Origin of the sequence: Amycolatopsis sp. A1MSW2902, assembly GCF_017312175.1 — a bacterium.
GTDB lineage: Bacteria > Actinomycetota > Actinomycetes > Mycobacteriales > Pseudonocardiaceae > Amycolatopsis > Amycolatopsis nivea.
In genome coordinates this window covers 6,884,478-6,899,691 of record NZ_QJPO01000001.1, presented here as the reverse complement: position 1 = coordinate 6,899,691, position 15,214 = coordinate 6,884,478, and the positions used below count along the sequence as shown (strand labels likewise).

Genomic DNA, 15,214 nt, shown 5'->3' with positions numbered 1-15,214 from the left:
GTCCGTGAAGGGCTCCTTGAGGGAATCCAAGTCCGTGAAGGAGCCCCTCACAGCCGGCGGGTCGTGAGGGGAACCCTGACGGAATCAGAGTCAATGAGGGTGGCCCTCACGAACCGCGGGAGGGGCGCAAAGCAGCTGGATCAGGGGTTGATGTCCCACTCGCGTTTGTTGCGTCGGTGCTGCTCGGCTAGCTTCTCCAACGCCTGCGGGTCGCCGTGGGTGCTGAAGTGGTCGAAGCCCACTGCGATGAAGACTGCTCGGGCGTTCACCGCGATGGGGCCGTCCGTGGCGTCCAGGTGGCCGTCTGCGCTGACGTAGATCTTGCGGCCTGCGACTCCGTCCAGCCGGGCCTTGATGTACAGCGTCGAACCGACCGGGACCGGGCGGCGGAAGTCCGTCTCCAGTTTTCCCGTTACCGCGGGGCGGTGCAGCAGGTTGCCGACAGTCGAGCCGAGTGCCTCGTCGAAGGCGCAGGCCAGCAGGCCGCCGTGGGCGAGTCCGGGGGCGCCTTGATGGGCCGACGTCACGGTGAACTTCGAGTGCACCGTGTAGCCCTCGCCGATGGCTGAGCGCAGGTGCAGGCCGTCGTCTACCTCGTCGCCGCAGCCGAAGCATTCGGCGAAGTGGGCGCCTAGTTCGGTGCCGGGGGCGGGGGCCTTCGGGTGGATCTCCGGCGGCTCCACCGGCACCGGCGGCCACGGGCCGGAAACAGGACTCATGGGACGACGTTAACCCGGCGGAAGGACCCGTCGGCACCCGCCCTGACCGGCGCGGGCGCATTTCCTGAGCGCAGGGTAGTCGGAAAATTCCGCACGGTAGAAATTTCGCGACTCACCCTGCCAGCTTGGTTCAACAGGTCAAGACTGGGGAAATGTGCTCCAACGGATGGACCGGGACGTGTGCAGGAGGAGGTCACCGCCGGGATGAGTGAGCCAAAGACGGGGAAACCCGAGGTCGATCAGAGAACAGTCAAACGCGCGGTGATCGCGTCCGCGATGGGTAACGCGACCGAGTGGTACGACTACGGCGTATTCACCTCGGGCGCGATCGCGACGAGTATCGGGACACTGTTCTTCCCCGGCGAGGGCAACGCGGTGCTGAAATCGCTTGCCCTGCTGGCCGTCGGCTTCATCGTACGACCGTTCGGCGGAGCGTTCTTCGGCCCGTTGGGTGACAAGCTCGGCAGGCAGAAGGTTCTCGCGCTCACCATTCTGCTGATGTCCGGCTGCACCTTCCTGGTCGGCGTGCTGCCGACGTACTCAGGCGGCTACAGCATGGGCATCGCGGCGCCGATCGCGATCTTGCTGCTGCGCCTCATTCAGGGCTTCTCGACCGGCGGCGAGTACGGCGGCGCGGCGACGTTCATCGCGGAATACGCGCCGACGAAACGGCGCGGTTTCTTCGGTTCGTTCCTGGAGATGGGCACGCTCGCCGGTTATGTGCTCGGCAACTCGGTCGTGCTGATCACTTACCTGTCGCTGTCGACCGAGCAGTTCGACTCGTGGGGCTGGCGGATTCCGTTCTTCATCGCGCTTCCGATCGGTGCGATCGGTCTGTACCTGCGGTCGAAGCTCGAGGACACGCCTGAGTTCCGCAGGCTCGAGGCGGCGGGCGAGAAGTCGGAGAAGGCTCCGCTCAAGGAGACCATCCAGCGCAACTGGCGGATGATCCTGAACCTGATCGGGATCGTGCTGCTGCTGAACATCGCCGACTACATGCTGCTCACGACGATGCCGACGTATTTCACCGACACCTTGAAGATCGGCGACACCGAGTCCAGCCTGATCATCATCGGGGTGGAAATCGTGCAGTTCGCGCTGCTGATCCCGCTGGGCGCGCTGTCCGACCGGATCGGCCGGAAACCCTTGCTGCTCACCGCGGCCATCGGGTTCATCGTGCTGAGCTGGCCCAGCATCAAGCTGATGCAGAGCGGCAGCCTGCTGTGGCTGATCGTCGGCTTCCTGGTCGTGGCGATCCTGCTGGCGCTGATGCTGGCGGTCATCGGCTCGACGTTCCCGGCGATGTTCCCGACGCGCGTGCGGTACGGCTCGTTCGCGATCGGCTACAACATCTCGACGTCGCTGTTCGGCGGCACCTGCGGCGTGATCGTCACGGCGTTGATCGGCAGCACCGGCAACGCGGACTGGCCGGCGTACTACTTGATCATCGCCGCGCTCATCGCGCTGGTCCCGATCATCAAGATCCCGGAGACGGCACGCGTGCCGATCGAGGAGATCGACACGGCGGACCACGGCGGCAAGCTCGCCGGCGCCAGCAAGTAAGCGAAACGAAAACCGCCCTCCGTCCATTGCGGACAGAGGGCGGTTTTCGCGTCCAAGTCAGCTGTTCTGCGTCGCCTCGACCGCCTGCGGAGCGAAGCGCTTGCGGGCCCAAGCTGCCAGGCCACCGGCGACCACGACGGCAACAACGGTTTCGATCATCAGTGCAACGAGCACCATGGTGCTTCCTCCTCAGGTTCTCGGGCCGGCCAATCCTGTGCCGGCTGAGCGACTGGTTCGACGGCCGCTCCGGCCGCCACTGAGAACATCGCCCCGAAAGCCCGGGATATTTCGTCGAAAACCCACTTGATCTGGTGACGTCGGCCACTCTTGCCGCGAAAGCGTTTCAGCCGGAGGTCGAGCTGGGTAACGAGGTGCTTCCCGCAGGTGAACGCATGGACGCGGGTGCCCGGTCGGTCGTGGTCGGATACGCCCGCGGCGGTGCGGGTGCCCGCGACGTGCCCGCCCGCGGACCGGACGGCTCGACCGGCGGTTGCCGGTCCGGCGAGCCAGGGCTCACCTCCGGACCGGGCGTCGGCACCTGGGCCGGACCCGACGGGACCTTCTTCGGCGCGACCGGACTGGACGGGGCGGGCGAGACGGTGGCCAGTCCCGGCCCGGCAGGCATCACCGGCGGCTGTTCGGTCCCGCGGCTGCCCACCGCGAGACCGGCCACCACGAGCACCGCGACCGTCGCGGCGGAGCTGCCCGCGACCGCCCAGCGCTTGCGCTTGCGGCGGACGGCAGCACCGCGCACGATCACGTCCGCGGCGTCGACCTGCAGGGGCGGGCCGTCCGGCGTCCGTGCGAACAGCGCGCGCACATCGTCGGCATCATCGGAGACCATCTCGTTCACCTCCCTCCAGGGACGGGCAGTGCCTCGAAATGCGGGCCCAGCCGGGTCCGCAGGGTAGCCAGACCGCGCGCGGCCTGGCTTTTCACTGTGCCGGTCCGGCAGCCGAGCGCCGCGGCGGTCTCCTCGACGGACAGGTCCTCGAAGTACCGCAGCACCAGCACCGCGCGCTGGCGCGGGGCCAACGCGGCGAGTGCCTGCTGGATCAGCTGGTCGTGCTCAGTCTCGGCGGCAGGAGCCGGGACATCGGGTGGTGCGTCGGTGAGCCGCTCCCGTTTCCAGCGGCTGCGGCGGTTTTCCGCGAGGAAAGTGCGCAGCACGATTTTGCGCGCGTAGGCGTCGAGCGCGTCGTGCCGGGCCAGCCGCGGCCAGGCGAGGTACAGCTTGAGCAGCGCCGCCTGTGCGAGATCTTCGGCCCGGTGCCAGTCTCCGCAGAGGAGGTAGGCGGTGGACCGCAGGCTGTGCGCGCGCTCGCCGAAGTACCGGGCGAACTCGCCGTCCCACGGCGAGCTCTGCCCGGACGCCGGACGGGAGCGGGAGGGCACCGGGCGATCAGCCCCAGACCGAGGGCAGGTGCAGGTCGCCGGTCGGGCCCGCGGGCACCGCGGTCGGGACGCGCTTGGACTTCGCGGGCTGACCCGGCGCGGCGACCTTCGGCGCGCCCGGAGCGGCGGTGGTCTGGCGGTCCGCGGGAGCCGGGGCCGGCGCCGCGGTGGGCCGTTCGGCCGGGGCGGTCTGCGCCGGGGCCGGCTGCACCGACAGCGGGCCGTCCGCGGCGAAAGCGACCGCGCCTCCGGCGAGCAGCAGCGAACCGATGGCGAGAGCGAAGCGAACACGCACGAGTTTCCTCCTGGTTCAGGCGAGCGCCGGGTGGCGCTTCTCTGCTCTAGTCATGCGGTCGGCGGTCGCCGGGGTTGCATCGGGTTTTTCTTTTTTCCGGCCGGGACAGGCGAACGGCCGGGAGCGTTCGAGAGCTCCCGGCCGTCCGGTTGACGCTGGTTCGGTTCGCGGTCAGGCGGCCAGCGCCGACAGCTTGGTCCACGACGCCCAGTCGTAGGTCCAGTCGCTGTAGTCGCCGTCCTTCGCGCCCAGCTGCTGGGTGCTGCCGGAGATCTCCACCGGGTCGCCGGGAAGGACGCTGTCGTAGTAGATCTTCGCGTTCGCCGGCGACAGGTTCAGGCAGCCGTGCGAGATGTTCTTCTTGCCCTGCGCCCAGATCGACCCGGCGAGACCGTGGATGAACTCGCCGTTGTTGGAGATCCGGACCGCCCACGGCACGTTCACGTCGGTGTAGTTGTAGCGCGGGTTGCTCATCGAGTACGTCGAGTGCTTCGACATGACCACGTGCGTGCCGCTGTGCGTGACGCGGCCAGGGTCGGAGTCGAGGCCGTAGCTCACCGGGAAGTCCATGACCTGCTGGCCGTCGCGGATGACCTGCATGGTGTGTTCCTGGGTGTTGCCCTTGACGATCTGCGAGCGGCCGATGGTGAAGCTCGCCGAGACGTCCTGCTTGCCGTAGACGCCGTCGCCCATCGAAACGCCGTAGATGTTGGCCGAGACGACGACCTTCGTGTTCGGCTTGAAGTACTCCTTCGGCCGCCAGTGCACCGAAGTGTCGCCGTTGAGCCACGCCCACGCGCCCTCGGTCTTCGGCGTGGTCTCCACCGACAGCGCGCGCTCGACGGCGGCCTTGTCCTTGACCGCGCTCGGGAACGTGAGCGCGATCGGCATCGCGATGCCGTAGGTCTGCCCGTCGCCGACGTTGAGGCTGCCCTGCATCTGGCGGCGCGGTTTGACCGTGGTGAACGAACCGTTGATCGGGACCTGCTTGCCGTCCTCGCCGGTGGCCTGCCCGGACCAGGTGTAGGTCTTGCCGTAGCCGAGGTCTTCGGTGCTGCTCCAGCTCTTCTTGTCCGGGGTCTGCTGTCCCTGCACCTGTTTGCCGTCGGCGTTCGTGAGCGTGACGCTCCCGATGGTGCCGTTCGCGACGGTCACCTTCGCCGGTTCGCCCGGCGCGACGTTGCCCGCCCCGGACGCCGGCGTGAGCGCCACGGCCGCCGGTTTCACCGGAGTGGCCGGTGCCTCGGTAGGCCCGCCGCCCGCGGTCCCGCCCGCGTTCACGCTCGACCCGCCGCCGCTGCACGCCCCGAGCGTGAGCGCGGCGACCAAGCCCAGCACCGCGACGCCGGCCCGGCGGCGTGCGAAGTGTCGGATTGTCACACCGATCCCCAATCTCCCCTTGGTACCCCGAACACCCAGACGTCCCGAGACACCTTCACGTTCACCGGAAACGGGGTGACCAGCATCACACTGCACCGAGTGACCATCACGGAAGCGGCTCGAACGACCGCGCACTGTGCATCCCCGAAGTGCGCTGGCTGTACTGGATCAGCGTAGCCGCGGGTCCGACTTCGGTGCGTAGGCAGCGATACGACGTTCCGGTGACGCGCGCACGTCGGAACCGATCCTTGCGATCAACGGGGTTCAGATTTGGTGAGATCCCGGTAGGCTGCTGACCAGGCCGTCGTTTTGCGTGTTCGTGGCTTCACACTCGCGGAACTTCTGACGCGAGCCGTGGGGCCGAAAAGCTCTTCGCTCGTCTCGTTGGAACCGCCCGGGACGGCCTGGGTGCCGCTTCGGTGGCATTCGAAGCGGATCTGTTACGAGGAGTACAGCGGTGGCGCAAGGCACTGTGAAGTGGTTCAACGCGGAGAAGGGCTTCGGCTTCATCGCGCAGGACGGCGGCGAAGGCGACGTTTTCGTGCACTACTCGGAGATCGAGGGACGCGGCTTCCGCACCCTCGAGGAGAACCAGCGAGTGGAGTTCGAGGTCGGCCAGGGGCAGAAGGGCCCGCAGGCCCAGAAGGTCCGCGCGATCTGAGTCAGGCCCGCGCGTTTTCTCAGGCCTGAAAGAAGGGCCCCGACGGGATTTCCCGTCGGGGCCTTTTTTCATTGCGGCTTCCGTTGTGGGGAATGTTTGGAGCGACGGTTACCGCGGTTGATCCTGGCGGGTGTTGGGGCGGCGGCTGCCGGGTGCTCGGGTTCGGGGGTCGCCGGTCGAGGGCGGGTTTCGGCGAGGCTCCCGGCACGTACGGGCGACGCCGGATCGGATGGTTGCCCCACTGCGAGTGGGCGCGCGTGATCCGACCCGATCGGGTGGTGCTGACCGCTGTGGCGGGTTGCTGGCGGCCGGGTCGGTCGCTGGAGTTGGCGGGTCGGCTTCTTGCGAGCCCCGCTGTGCCGTTCTTGGCAGGCGATCGTGCGGCTGCTCGACAGGAGTGGGTTCGGCCGTCGCCCTTGTCGCGAGCTATCCGCCGCGCCGTCCGTTTCGCGGTCAAGACCGCGTCGTCGGCGTCTCGATCACCGGGACCCCGGCCGTCCGGCGACCCCTGGAAAGGGAAAACCCCCGGCCGTCGGGGGAAGCCGGGGGTTTTCGTTCAGGGGGCGGGATCAGCGCCCGACGAGGGGCTGCTCGAACGTCTCCGCCGGGAAGTGGAATTCGTCGGTCATCGCGTCGGAGTGGCGGCGCTCCTGGGCGGAGGCGGCCTGGCCCTCCCACGAGAGGCGCTCCAGGATCCATTCCTGCGCCAGGGCCTGCGGGGTCAGGTTCCTGGCGACGGCGATGTCCTTGAGCTGCTGGCTGGCGATGAGGTTCATCCGCAGCTGGTAGACCTGCGCGTCGCCGAAGCGGCTGCCGGTCCCGGTGCTCTCCGGGTCGGAGTCCGGGGCGAGCGCGGCGAGGTAGCTGGTGAGCTCCTTGTCCTCGACGACTTCGTCGCCGGCGGCTTTGGCGGCATTGCGATGCCGCCCGCTCGAGACGGCTTTGAGATTCGTGCGGCTGCTGAGGCGGCCGAGGGAGGGAAGAGGCACGCGGTCACGATAACGGTTGGGTCTCGGCAAAGAAACCACTGTGAGCCACGACACACGCATTTCCGTGCCCGGCAAGCCTAATTCGATCACCTGTTCAGCCCAGTCGGTAAACACATTTCGCGACTGTCTGTTGATCAGGGGCACGGAGAGTAGATCCGCAGGTCAGTGCCGGTGTGCGGAAATGGAGAGACCCCCGCGCCAGGGGGAGGAACGCGGGGGTCGGAGGGGATCTCCACAGGCGCTGACCGGGGGTGTGTCAGCAACACCGATTGTTGCACGAGTTCCGGGGATCGGCGAGGGGAAGCCGGGAGAAATCGTTCTGCGCGATCTTGGAATGCGTTACCAGGGAAGCTTCGGAGAGTGTTCACAGGTTCACTCTCCGGGGGGCTGCCGGGGCTGCTCGCCGCTGGTTAGCCTCGCGGCCAGTTGTTGCGAACCGCACGGAGGGGCCATGAGCGGATCGGTCGAAGTTCGTCAGTTCCTCCTTCGGTACGAAGGTGCCGACGGGGGAAGCACGTCACTGTCCGGCGGCGTGCCGGCGCAGCGCGGGTCGTCGGAAGGGCAACGGGTCTCCGACGACCAGGTCCGCCGAGCCCGCCTGGCCGTCGCGGCCGGTGCGCTCGACGTCGAGGACTGCGCGCAGTTGCTGGAGATGCTCGGGCTGAGTCCGGGTGACGACGGTCAGGCGCCCGTACAGCGCTGAGCGGCTGGACGGGCGGAGCTGTGTGGGTTTCGGCGGCCTGAACTCTCGGCGTGCGCGCTCGTCTCCGGCGTAGAGTGGCGTGGCGCACACCGATCGTCCGACTCGACTTCGCAGCGGCCGATCGGCGGGAAGTGGCGCGGTGGGGCGTTGGCGCTGGCGTTACCGCAGGTCGGAGGCTCGCCGATCGCTTAATGAACCCCCCGTGCAAAGCCCTTGGAACGTGCCCTATGCTTGTAATCGCTCCCAGGGGAACACCTGAGAGCGCGGTCGGTCGGTCCACCGAAACCGATCGGGCTCCCATCGTTCAGTGGCCTAGGACTCCGCCCTTTCAAGGCGGCAACGCGGGTTCGAATCCCGTTGGGAGTACGCAGTACCAGTAAGGCCCTGTGGCGCAGTTGGTTAGCGCGTCGCCCTGTCACGGCGAAGGTCGCGGGTTCGAGTCCCGTCAGGGTCGCAAGATCGTTCGGCTCCTAGCCGGCGTTCCCGGCCAGGTAGCTCAGTTGGTACGAGCGTCCGCCTGAAAAGCGGAAGGTCGCCGGTTCGACCCCGGCCCTGGCCACAGCGAATTTCAGCCCCCATCCCAGTGGATGGGGGCTTTTTCGTCGTCTCGGTCTTCCCTTCGGAAGCAGTCTTGCCAAACCTTCGGAGCGCTCCCTAGCCTCGATGACATCTCAAAAGGTCTGGACCACTGGAGGTCGAGGATGCCGGGAGATGTGGGACGTCGAGGTTTTCTGGCCGGATCGGCGGCGGTGGGGGTCGGGGTGATGGCACCGTTCGGAGCGGAGGCCGTCGAGGCACGGTCCGGGGTGGCCGTTTACGCGAACAACGTCGGTTACGCGCCCGGCGCGCCCAAGCGGGCGGTGCTCGCCGCTGAGTCGCCCCGGGCGATCCCGAGGTTCACCGTCGCGGACCTCGCCACCGGAAAGGTCGTGTTCACCGGCAGCCCGCGACCGGCGGCTCAGGTGCCGGATTGGGACGACCGGCATTACTGGACCGTGGACTTCTCCGCTCTCAAGACCGAAGGCGAGTACGTCCTGCTCGCCGCGGACGGGCGGTCGCAGCCGTTTCGCATCGACCAGCTGGTGCTCGAGCGCTACACGCTCTCGCACGTCGTGCACTACTTCAAGGGCACCCGCAGTTCGGACCGGTTCGACCGCCAAGACCGGCAAGCGCCGATCGGCCCCAAGGGCACGCAGGTCATGGACGCGCACGGCGCCTGGTACGACGCGACCGGCGACTTCGGCAAGCATTTCACGCAGCTGTCGGACCGCAGTTACTTCAATACTCTCCAGATCCCGCTCACCGCATGGGTGCTGGCCAAGGCGTACCAGCGGCTCACCGAGCGCGGCGACACCAACTTCACCCAACTGCGGACCTGGCTGGCCGACGAAGCGCTGTACGGCACCGACTACCTGAACCGGGTCAAACTCGACGGCGGCACCTTCGTCACCTCGGTCATCCAGCCGGGACCGCCGAAGGATCCGAAGCTGCGGTACGTCCTGGCGAACAAAGACGGCGACCCCGTCCAGGTGAATTACCGCGAAGGCGGCGGGGTCGCGATCGCAGCGCTGGCCGCGGCGACCACGCTGGATGCGTCGGGCGACTACTCGCACACGGAGTACTTGGCGACGGCGGAAGCCGCGTTCGAATACCTGGAGCAGCACAACGTCGAGATGACCAATGACGGCAAGGAAAACATCCAGGACGACTACGGTGCGTTGCTGGCGGCGGTCGAGTTGTACCAGGTGACCAAGAATCCAGTCTACCGCGAAGCAGCGGATCGCCGGGCGCACAACCTGTTGCAGCGCTTGGCTTCCTGGAAGTCCTACCGAGACTACTGGCGCGCGGACGACGGCGACCGGCCTTATTTCCATCCCTCGGACGCTGGCCTTCCGGTGATCAGCCTGCTCGCGTACACCGAGATCGCTGACGCGGCAACGGTTTCTGACGTGCTGAAGGTGGTGCGGCGCTCGCTGGAGTTCGAGCTTGCGGTGACCGCCGAGGTGCCTAACCCGTTTGGGTATGCGCGGAATCTTGTGCAAGATGGGGAGGGTAAGAGGTATAGCTCATTTTTCTTCCCGCACAACGTCACTCCGCGAGCGAAGGACCAGTGGTGGCAGGGGGAGAACGCGCGGATCGCTTCGCTGGCGACCGCCGCTCGCCTTGCCGCGCCACGGTTTTCCGGCGAGTTCGCGGCACGCCTGCGGTCGTACGCGGCTGATCAGCTGAACTGGATCTGCGGCAGCAACCCGTACGGCGTGTGCATGCTTGACGGCAGCGGCCACGCCAACCCGCAGTACAGCTGGCTCGGGTCGTGGCAGTTCTTGCCCACGGCGGGCGGAATCGTCAACGGCATCACCGGCTTGAACGAGGACGGCAGCGGGATCGCCTGGGACCGCGGCTACGTGGTCACCGGAAAGGACGACGACTGGCGGTGGGATGAACAGTGGTTGCCCCACTCGACGTGGTACCTGTACGCGGTCGCGGTGGGAGATTGATCTAGGCCGCAGCGGCATTCCTGGGGAGTAGCGGTGCACGGTGCCTGCTTCGGTGATGCCCGGTGGAGGGATGCTCGCGGCTAAGCAGGGATTCCTCACGATCGGCTACCTCGACGGACTGCGGCGACTGGCTGTTGTCCGGCAGGGGTTGCGTGCTGGGCTGCCCTGAGCACTTGCGGACTCTGGTCTGGCGGGCCGGATGGTGGCGCCCGGCACGAGCAGCACGACGCCTGGATTGTCGCGGGCAGTCGCGTGGCGCCGTGTCTGGCGCGGGTTCGCTGCGGCCGGTCACCGGGCTGTGGCTTGGAGCCCGGTGGTGCCTGACACGGGCTGCTCGACTTGTCGCGATCGCGGTGTTGCAGCGCGAAGCCCTCGTCGTGCCCGGCGTGAGTCTGCTGGGTCCCGGCTTGTTGTAAGCGCTCGCTAAGCCACAGAACGTGATGCGTGCCCGGCACGAACTGAATCGTGCCGGGCACGCCACCAACCGAAACTCGGGCCCTAGACCAACGGCCCCCGGAACTTAGTCGTCCCCGGGACAAGCTGCACAGTCCCAAGCCCGCCATGCGCGCTCGCGTACTCCAGCTCACGCGACAGATCGCCAACACCGTTCGTCCCCGGTTGGGGCAGCAGGTTCAGCGTGCTCAGCACCCCGAGTGCGTTGCCGTCGCGGTCGAGGAAGCCGCTGCCGGAGTCGCCGGGGATGCCGGGGGTCACGGTGAGTACCGTGTGGCTCCAGCCGCCGCCTGTGTCGCCCAGGCTGGTGCCCTGTTTGGGGGACAGCTGGGTGATTCCGCCGCGTAGTTCCGAATTTCCGTAGCTGAGCACGGTGGCGAGTTGCTTCGTGCCGGTGGTGTTCACGCCGGTCGGTCCGCCCCAGAACGGCAGGCTTGGGTTCACCTTCGACACGTCCGCGGGGTCGACCTTCACGAGCGCGAGGTCGTTGTACTGGCAGGTGTTCGCGTCTGCCTCGTGGCGGGACTGCATGGTCAGCCACGAGTTGTAGACGAGGGTTCCCGGCTTGCTCGCGCCGGCGATCTCGACGGGGGTGCCGAGCGGGAGCGAACCGGCGGAGCAGCCGTTCGTTTCGGTCGAGCCGCCGGTGCCGGAGCAGTGCGCGGCCTGTCCGAGGAAGACATCCGTTCCGTTGCTGTACACGAAGTTCGAGGTGCATTGCGCCCCGTTGGTGTGCGTCTGCACCCCGGGGTGCACGGCGGCGGTGTCCGCCGGGGCCCAGGTCGGGGCCGCTGCCCACGCGGTCGCGGGCAGCAACGCGGCGGCGGTGGCCAGCGCCGTCACCGCACTGGCCCGGGCCAGTGGTCGAGGGGTCTTCATCGGGCTCCCTTCGAGAAAGGCCAGCACTCACTCGGACGTGTGCTACTGACTGGTAGGCATCGGGGGTACATCACACCAGAGAGTGGTGCCAGTCACAACCGTTGTGACCCTGGGTGACTACTTGAGCTAGAGCAAGCTGGAGGTTGCAGACTGTCCGCATGACCGGGGAATGGAACATCGAGGCAGTAGACGTCGACGCTTATCTCGCGCGCGTCGACCAGCGGCGGGAGGAACCGTCCACAGCGGCGCTGGGGCGGTTGGCGCGGGCGCACGTCGAAGCGATCCCATTCGAGAACGTCGACGTGGTGATCGGCCGCCACCGCGGGATCGAGATGGACGTCGTGAGCGAGAAGCTCGTCGGGCGTCGCCGGGGCGGGTACTGCTACGAGCAGGCCGGGTTGTTCGCGGCTGTGGCTGAGCGATTGGGTTACGACGTGCAGCGGACGGTCGCGCGGGTGCAGCCGCGGAAAAGCGGACCGTATACACACATGACGCTGCTGATTACTGTTGAGGGACAACAGTTTCTGGTGGAGGTTGGGTTCGGGGTCGGGATTCTGGTGCCGATGCCGTTGATCGACGGGGCCGAAGTGGACCAAGCCGGGTGGGCGCATCGGATGACTCTCCGCGACGGCTGGTGGGTGCTCCAGAAGCAGGACGGCGACGGGTGGGAAGACCTGCACGAAGTGCTTCCCCTCGTGCACAGCCGACCGCTCGACTACCAGGTGTTCCACCACTACACGTCCACGCACCCGAAGTCCCCGTTCACCGGGCGGGTCGTGGTGATGCGGCTCGAACCGGGACGGTTCCGCAGGCTCCTCGGCCGCGAGTACCAGGAAAGCCACCCCGACGGCACGGTCGAAACGCGCACGATCGAACCGGTCGATCTCGGCAAGACCCTGGAGGACCTCGACGTCTTCCTCACCGAGGACGAGCTGGCGGCGCTGCTCGAGACTTACTGAAACAACTCCGCGGCAGCCAACGGCCGGCCCAGGTGGTAACCCTGGGCCTGGTCACAGCCGAGCTCCCGCAGCAGCGCCAGCTCTTCCGCCGTCTCGACGCCTTCCGCCACCACCGTCAGATCCACCGCGTGCGCCATCGCGATGATGCTCGTGACGATCGCGGCCGCGTCGCGGGAATCGGCGATTCCGGTGATGAACGAGCGGTCGATCTTGAGCGTGTCCAGTGTCAGCCGACGGAGCTGGGCCAGCGACGAATAGCCAGTGCCGAAGTCGTCGATCGCCAGCAGAACGCCCAGAGAACGCAAGGCGGACAACACTTCCGCGGCCGCCGACGTATCGCGCATGAGGGCGCTTTCGGTGACCTCCAGCGTCAACGATCCGGGCGGCAAGCCGGTGGTGGCAAGGGCATCGCGGACCGCGGGCACCAGGTGCGGGTCGTCCAGCTGCCGGACCGAGAGGTTGACCTTCAGACTCAAGTCGAGGCCCCGGCCGGTGCGCAGCGCGGCCAGTTCGCGCGTGGTGTCGCGCAGGACGTACTTGCCCAGCACGTTGATCAGTTCGCTTTCCTCGGCCAGCGGGATGAATTCCGCGGGCGAGATCGCGCCGTGTTTCGGGTGGGTCCAGCGCAGCAGGGCCTCGACGCCGACCATTTCGCCGGTGCGCAGGTCGACCACCGGCTGGTAAGCGGGCCATAGCTGTCCACTGTGGACAGCGTCGCGGAGGTCCTGCACCATTCGCAACCGCCGCTGCATGCGTCTCCGCAGGGCGACGTCGAAGAATTCGAACCGGCCGCGGCCGCGGGATTTCGCTTGGTACATCGCGACATCCGCGTCGCGCAGCAGATCCTCCGCGCTGCGGCGGTCGTCCGGTTCCACGAGCACGATGCCCATGCTCGCGTCCAGATGCAACTGCCTGCCGTGCACCGAAACCGGTTCCGCCAGCACCGAACGCAGGTGTGCGGCGAACACGCCGACCTGCGCGGGACCGGTCGTCGCGGACGTGACGACCACGAACTCGTCGCCGCCCAGCCTGCCGACGACGTCGTCGGGACCGGTGGCCCGGCGCAGCCGTTCGCCCGCGATGCGCAGAACCTGGTCGCCGACCGGGTGGCCGAGGGAATCGTTGATCAGCTTGAACTTGTCCAGGTCGAGGAACAGCACGGCGGCCGCCTCGCTGCCGTCGCGGCGGTCGAGCCGGTCCAGCACCAGGGTGCGGTTGGCGAGCCGGGTGAGCGGGTCGTGGGTCGCCTCGTGGGCCAGCCGGGCGCTGATCGCGCGCCGTTCGGTGATGTCGGTGAAGGACGTGACCACCGAGACGCCCTTCGGGTCGTCCGAATCGAGCAACCGCGAGGTCAGCGACACCCACACGTCGCGGCCGTCGGGGCGGCGCAGGCGCACGACCAGGCCGTTGTGCGTGATCCCGGTGCGGCGCGTGTGCATGGACGGCAGCTCGTCGTCGGGGATCCGGTTGCCGTCCTCGTCGAACAGCACGAGCGTCGTGCACGGCACGCCGAGCAGGTCCGCTTCGGGGACGCCGAGGATGCGGCAGGCGGCCGGGTTCGCCGACTGGATCAGCCCGGTCGGGCCGATCACCAGCACGCCCTCGTCGAGCGCGGCGACGACCGTCGCGTAGTGCTGTTCGACGCGGCGACGTGCGGTTTCGTCCGTGCAGACCAGGAGGAAGCCGTCGACCGTCTCGGTCGCGGACACCCGGACCTGCCGCGGCGAGCCGTCCCGGCAGCGGTGGGTTTGCTCGACGTCGCCATCACGGATCGAGGCCGGGGACGGGTCGATGCCGAGCACCTCGTGCACCCGCCTGCCGAGCGCTTCCGAGGCGGGCCAGCCGTAGACCGTCTCGGCGGCCGGATTCCAGCCGGTGACGATGCCCTCGGCGGTGATCGTGACGACGGCGTCGCTGACGTGCGTGACCAGCGCTTCCTGCGCGCGGACGGCGGCCGCGGCGGCGTGTTTGACGGTGCTGTCGCGGATCACCACCTGGAACGACGGCGGGTTCGAGTCGCTGGTGCGCACCGAAACGGTTTCCGCCACGAATTTGCTCCCGTCCAACCGTTTCAGCACCGCTTCGCGGGGTTCCGCGCTGGGATCCTCCAGCAGGTCCGCGGATTCGGCAGCCACGAAGTCCGCGAACTCGCGGCTGACGACCTCGTGCGCCGCCCGTGCCGCGAACAGGTCGAGCGCCGCCTGGTTGGCGTAGGTGACGACGCCGCCGGAGTACACGCAGATCGCGTCCGGGCTCTGCTCCATCAGCAGCTGGTACCGGTCGGACAGCTCCGCGAGGTCGGACTTCTCCGGCACCGTCTCCGCGACCGCCGAGGCGACGCCGAGCAGGCCGGTCGTGTGGTCTTGTTCGCCGACGGTCCGCGCACGCAGCCGGATGCGGCGCGCGGTGCCGTCGGGGCCGTCCTGCGGCTGCTCGAGTTCGAAATCGCGGCCGGGCGGAGTGCGGCGGAGGTTCGCGGTGAGCGGGCGGAGCAGCTCGGTGAGCCGGTCGCACAGCTCCTTGCCGGTCGCGCCGGGGAGGCCGAGCACCGCGTCGAGGCCGGGTAGCCAGGTGAGGGTCGCCGGTTCGGAGGCGCGCAGGGAGAACAGGACCCCCGCGCCGGCGTCCGGCCGCAGGCCCGCTAGCTGGGCGCGCCGGGTGATCCCACCCGGTTCACCGGCCAGGGCGTCAGCCTCCATGGTGCTTCCGATCCCCCTTGT

Annotated in this window: 14 protein-coding genes and 3 tRNA genes; 9 read left to right on the top strand and 8 right to left on the bottom strand. The window is 68.0% G+C overall.

Annotated features, from left to right (window positions below; all coding sequences use genetic code 11):
* Positions 1 to 140: 140 nt before the first annotated feature.
* A complete protein-coding gene (locus DMP23_RS32005) occupies positions 141 to 719 on the bottom strand; it encodes a PaaI family thioesterase (protein WP_037807441.1) in 579 nt (192 codons plus the stop codon).
* A gap of 204 nt (positions 720 to 923) precedes the next feature.
* On the opposite strand from DMP23_RS32005, the gene DMP23_RS32000 reads away from it, so the two are divergent.
* Entirely contained in the window at positions 924 to 2,282 is a 1,359-nt protein-coding gene (locus tag DMP23_RS32000; protein ID WP_134663774.1) for an MFS transporter, read from the top strand.
* 343 nt (positions 2,283 to 2,625) lie between these two features.
* Here DMP23_RS32000 and DMP23_RS31995 read toward each other — a convergent pair whose 3' ends face one another.
* The 4 genes from DMP23_RS31995 to DMP23_RS31980 form a co-directional block, all read right to left on the bottom strand.
* The gene (locus DMP23_RS31995) at positions 2,626 to 3,126 is read right to left on the bottom strand and encodes a hypothetical protein (protein ID WP_337823337.1); all 501 of its coding nucleotides are present in this window, start codon (positions 3,124 to 3,126) and stop codon (positions 2,626 to 2,628) included.
* Between the two features lie 5 nt (positions 3,127 to 3,131).
* Positions 3,132 to 3,677 (bottom strand): SigE family RNA polymerase sigma factor, encoded by a 546-nt coding sequence (locus tag DMP23_RS31990; RefSeq protein ID WP_037807444.1) that lies wholly within the window; start codon positions 3,675 to 3,677, stop codon positions 3,132 to 3,134.
* 7 nt (positions 3,678 to 3,684) lie between these two features.
* Positions 3,685 to 3,972: a hypothetical protein gene (locus DMP23_RS31985; RefSeq protein ID WP_337823336.1), complete on the bottom strand. Its 288-nt coding sequence runs from the start codon at positions 3,970 to 3,972 to the stop codon at positions 3,685 to 3,687.
* A 171-nt stretch (positions 3,973 to 4,143) separates the two neighbouring features.
* A complete protein-coding gene (locus DMP23_RS31980; RefSeq protein ID WP_037807449.1) occupies positions 4,144 to 5,352 on the bottom strand; it encodes a L,D-transpeptidase in 1,209 nt (402 codons plus the stop codon).
* Positions 5,353 to 5,809: 457 nt separating this feature from the next.
* On the opposite strand from DMP23_RS31980, the gene DMP23_RS31975 reads away from it, so the two are divergent.
* Positions 5,810 to 6,013 carry a cold-shock protein gene (locus tag DMP23_RS31975; protein WP_003097368.1) on the top strand — a complete coding sequence of 68 codons (204 nt, stop codon included), beginning with the start codon at positions 5,810 to 5,812 and terminating at the stop codon, positions 6,011 to 6,013.
* A 569-nt stretch (positions 6,014 to 6,582) separates the two neighbouring features.
* On the opposite strand, the gene DMP23_RS31970 is transcribed toward DMP23_RS31975, so the two are convergent.
* Positions 6,583 to 7,002, bottom strand: coding sequence for a hypothetical protein (locus tag DMP23_RS31970; protein ID WP_037807455.1), 420 nt, complete (start codon positions 7,000 to 7,002; stop codon positions 6,583 to 6,585).
* 451 nt (positions 7,003 to 7,453) lie between these two features.
* Between DMP23_RS31970 and DMP23_RS31965 the strand changes: the two genes are divergently transcribed.
* The 6 genes from DMP23_RS31965 to DMP23_RS31940 all read left to right on the top strand — a co-directional run bounded on the left by DMP23_RS31965 (position 7,454) and on the right by DMP23_RS31940 (position 10,372).
* Positions 7,454 to 7,705: a hypothetical protein gene (locus tag DMP23_RS31965; RefSeq protein ID WP_037807458.1), complete on the top strand. Its 252-nt coding sequence runs from the start codon at positions 7,454 to 7,456 to the stop codon at positions 7,703 to 7,705.
* Between the two features lie 293 nt (positions 7,706 to 7,998).
* A tRNA-Glu gene (locus DMP23_RS31960) sits at positions 7,999 to 8,071 on the top strand.
* A 14-nt stretch (positions 8,072 to 8,085) separates the two neighbouring features.
* Positions 8,086 to 8,159, top strand: a tRNA-Asp gene (locus DMP23_RS31955).
* 31 nt (positions 8,160 to 8,190) lie between these two features.
* Positions 8,191 to 8,264 (top strand) — tRNA-Phe (locus DMP23_RS31950).
* A 205-nt stretch (positions 8,265 to 8,469) separates the two neighbouring features.
* A complete protein-coding gene (locus tag DMP23_RS31945; protein WP_337823335.1) occupies positions 8,470 to 10,203 on the top strand; it encodes a glycoside hydrolase family 9 protein in 1,734 nt (577 codons plus the stop codon).
* A 40-nt stretch (positions 10,204 to 10,243) separates the two neighbouring features.
* Positions 10,244 to 10,372: a hypothetical protein gene (locus DMP23_RS31940; RefSeq protein WP_337823334.1), complete on the top strand. Its 129-nt coding sequence runs from the start codon at positions 10,244 to 10,246 to the stop codon at positions 10,370 to 10,372.
* Between the two features lie 329 nt (positions 10,373 to 10,701).
* Here DMP23_RS31940 and DMP23_RS31935 read toward each other — a convergent pair whose 3' ends face one another.
* Complete coding sequence (locus DMP23_RS31935; RefSeq protein ID WP_337823333.1) at positions 10,702 to 11,535, bottom strand: serine protease; 834 nt, start codon at positions 11,533 to 11,535, stop codon at positions 10,702 to 10,704.
* Between the two features lie 158 nt (positions 11,536 to 11,693).
* On the opposite strand from DMP23_RS31935, the gene DMP23_RS31930 reads away from it, so the two are divergent.
* The gene (locus DMP23_RS31930) at positions 11,694 to 12,494 is read left to right on the top strand and encodes an arylamine N-acetyltransferase family protein (protein WP_337823332.1); all 801 of its coding nucleotides are present in this window, start codon (positions 11,694 to 11,696) and stop codon (positions 12,492 to 12,494) included.
* Here DMP23_RS31930 and DMP23_RS31925 read toward each other — a convergent pair.
* Positions 12,488 to 15,193, bottom strand: a complete 2,706-nt coding sequence (locus DMP23_RS31925) for a sensor domain-containing protein (protein ID WP_337823331.1) — start codon at positions 15,191 to 15,193, stop codon at positions 12,488 to 12,490. The two genes, DMP23_RS31930 and DMP23_RS31925, sit on opposite strands and share 7 nt — an antisense overlap.
* Between the last annotated feature and the right edge of the window lie 21 nt (positions 15,194 to 15,214).

What these genes read in the sequence shown, in the direction of transcription:
- DMP23_RS32005 (WP_037807441.1), bottom strand. Translation starts at nt 719, where the DNA reads ATGAGTCCTGTTTCCGGCCCGTGGCCGCCGGTGCCGGTGGAGCCGCCG.
- DMP23_RS32000 (WP_134663774.1), top strand. Translation starts at nt 924, where the DNA reads ATGAGTGAGCCAAAGACGGGGAAACCCGAGGTCGATCAGAGAACAGTC.
- DMP23_RS31995 (WP_337823337.1), bottom strand. Translation starts at nt 3,126, where the DNA reads ATGGTCTCCGATGATGCCGACGATGTGCGCGCGCTGTTCGCACGGACG.
- DMP23_RS31965 (WP_037807458.1), top strand. Translation starts at nt 7,454, where the DNA reads ATGAGCGGATCGGTCGAAGTTCGTCAGTTCCTCCTTCGGTACGAAGGT.
- DMP23_RS31945 (WP_337823335.1), top strand. Translation starts at nt 8,470, where the DNA reads ATGGCACCGTTCGGAGCGGAGGCCGTCGAGGCACGGTCCGGGGTGGCC.
- DMP23_RS31935 (WP_337823333.1), bottom strand. Translation starts at nt 11,535, where the DNA reads ATGAAGACCCCTCGACCACTGGCCCGGGCCAGTGCGGTGACGGCGCTG.
- DMP23_RS31930 (WP_337823332.1), top strand. Translation starts at nt 11,694, where the DNA reads ATGACCGGGGAATGGAACATCGAGGCAGTAGACGTCGACGCTTATCTC.
- DMP23_RS31925 (WP_337823331.1), bottom strand. Translation starts at nt 15,193, where the DNA reads ATGGAGGCTGACGCCCTGGCCGGTGAACCGGGTGGGATCACCCGGCGC.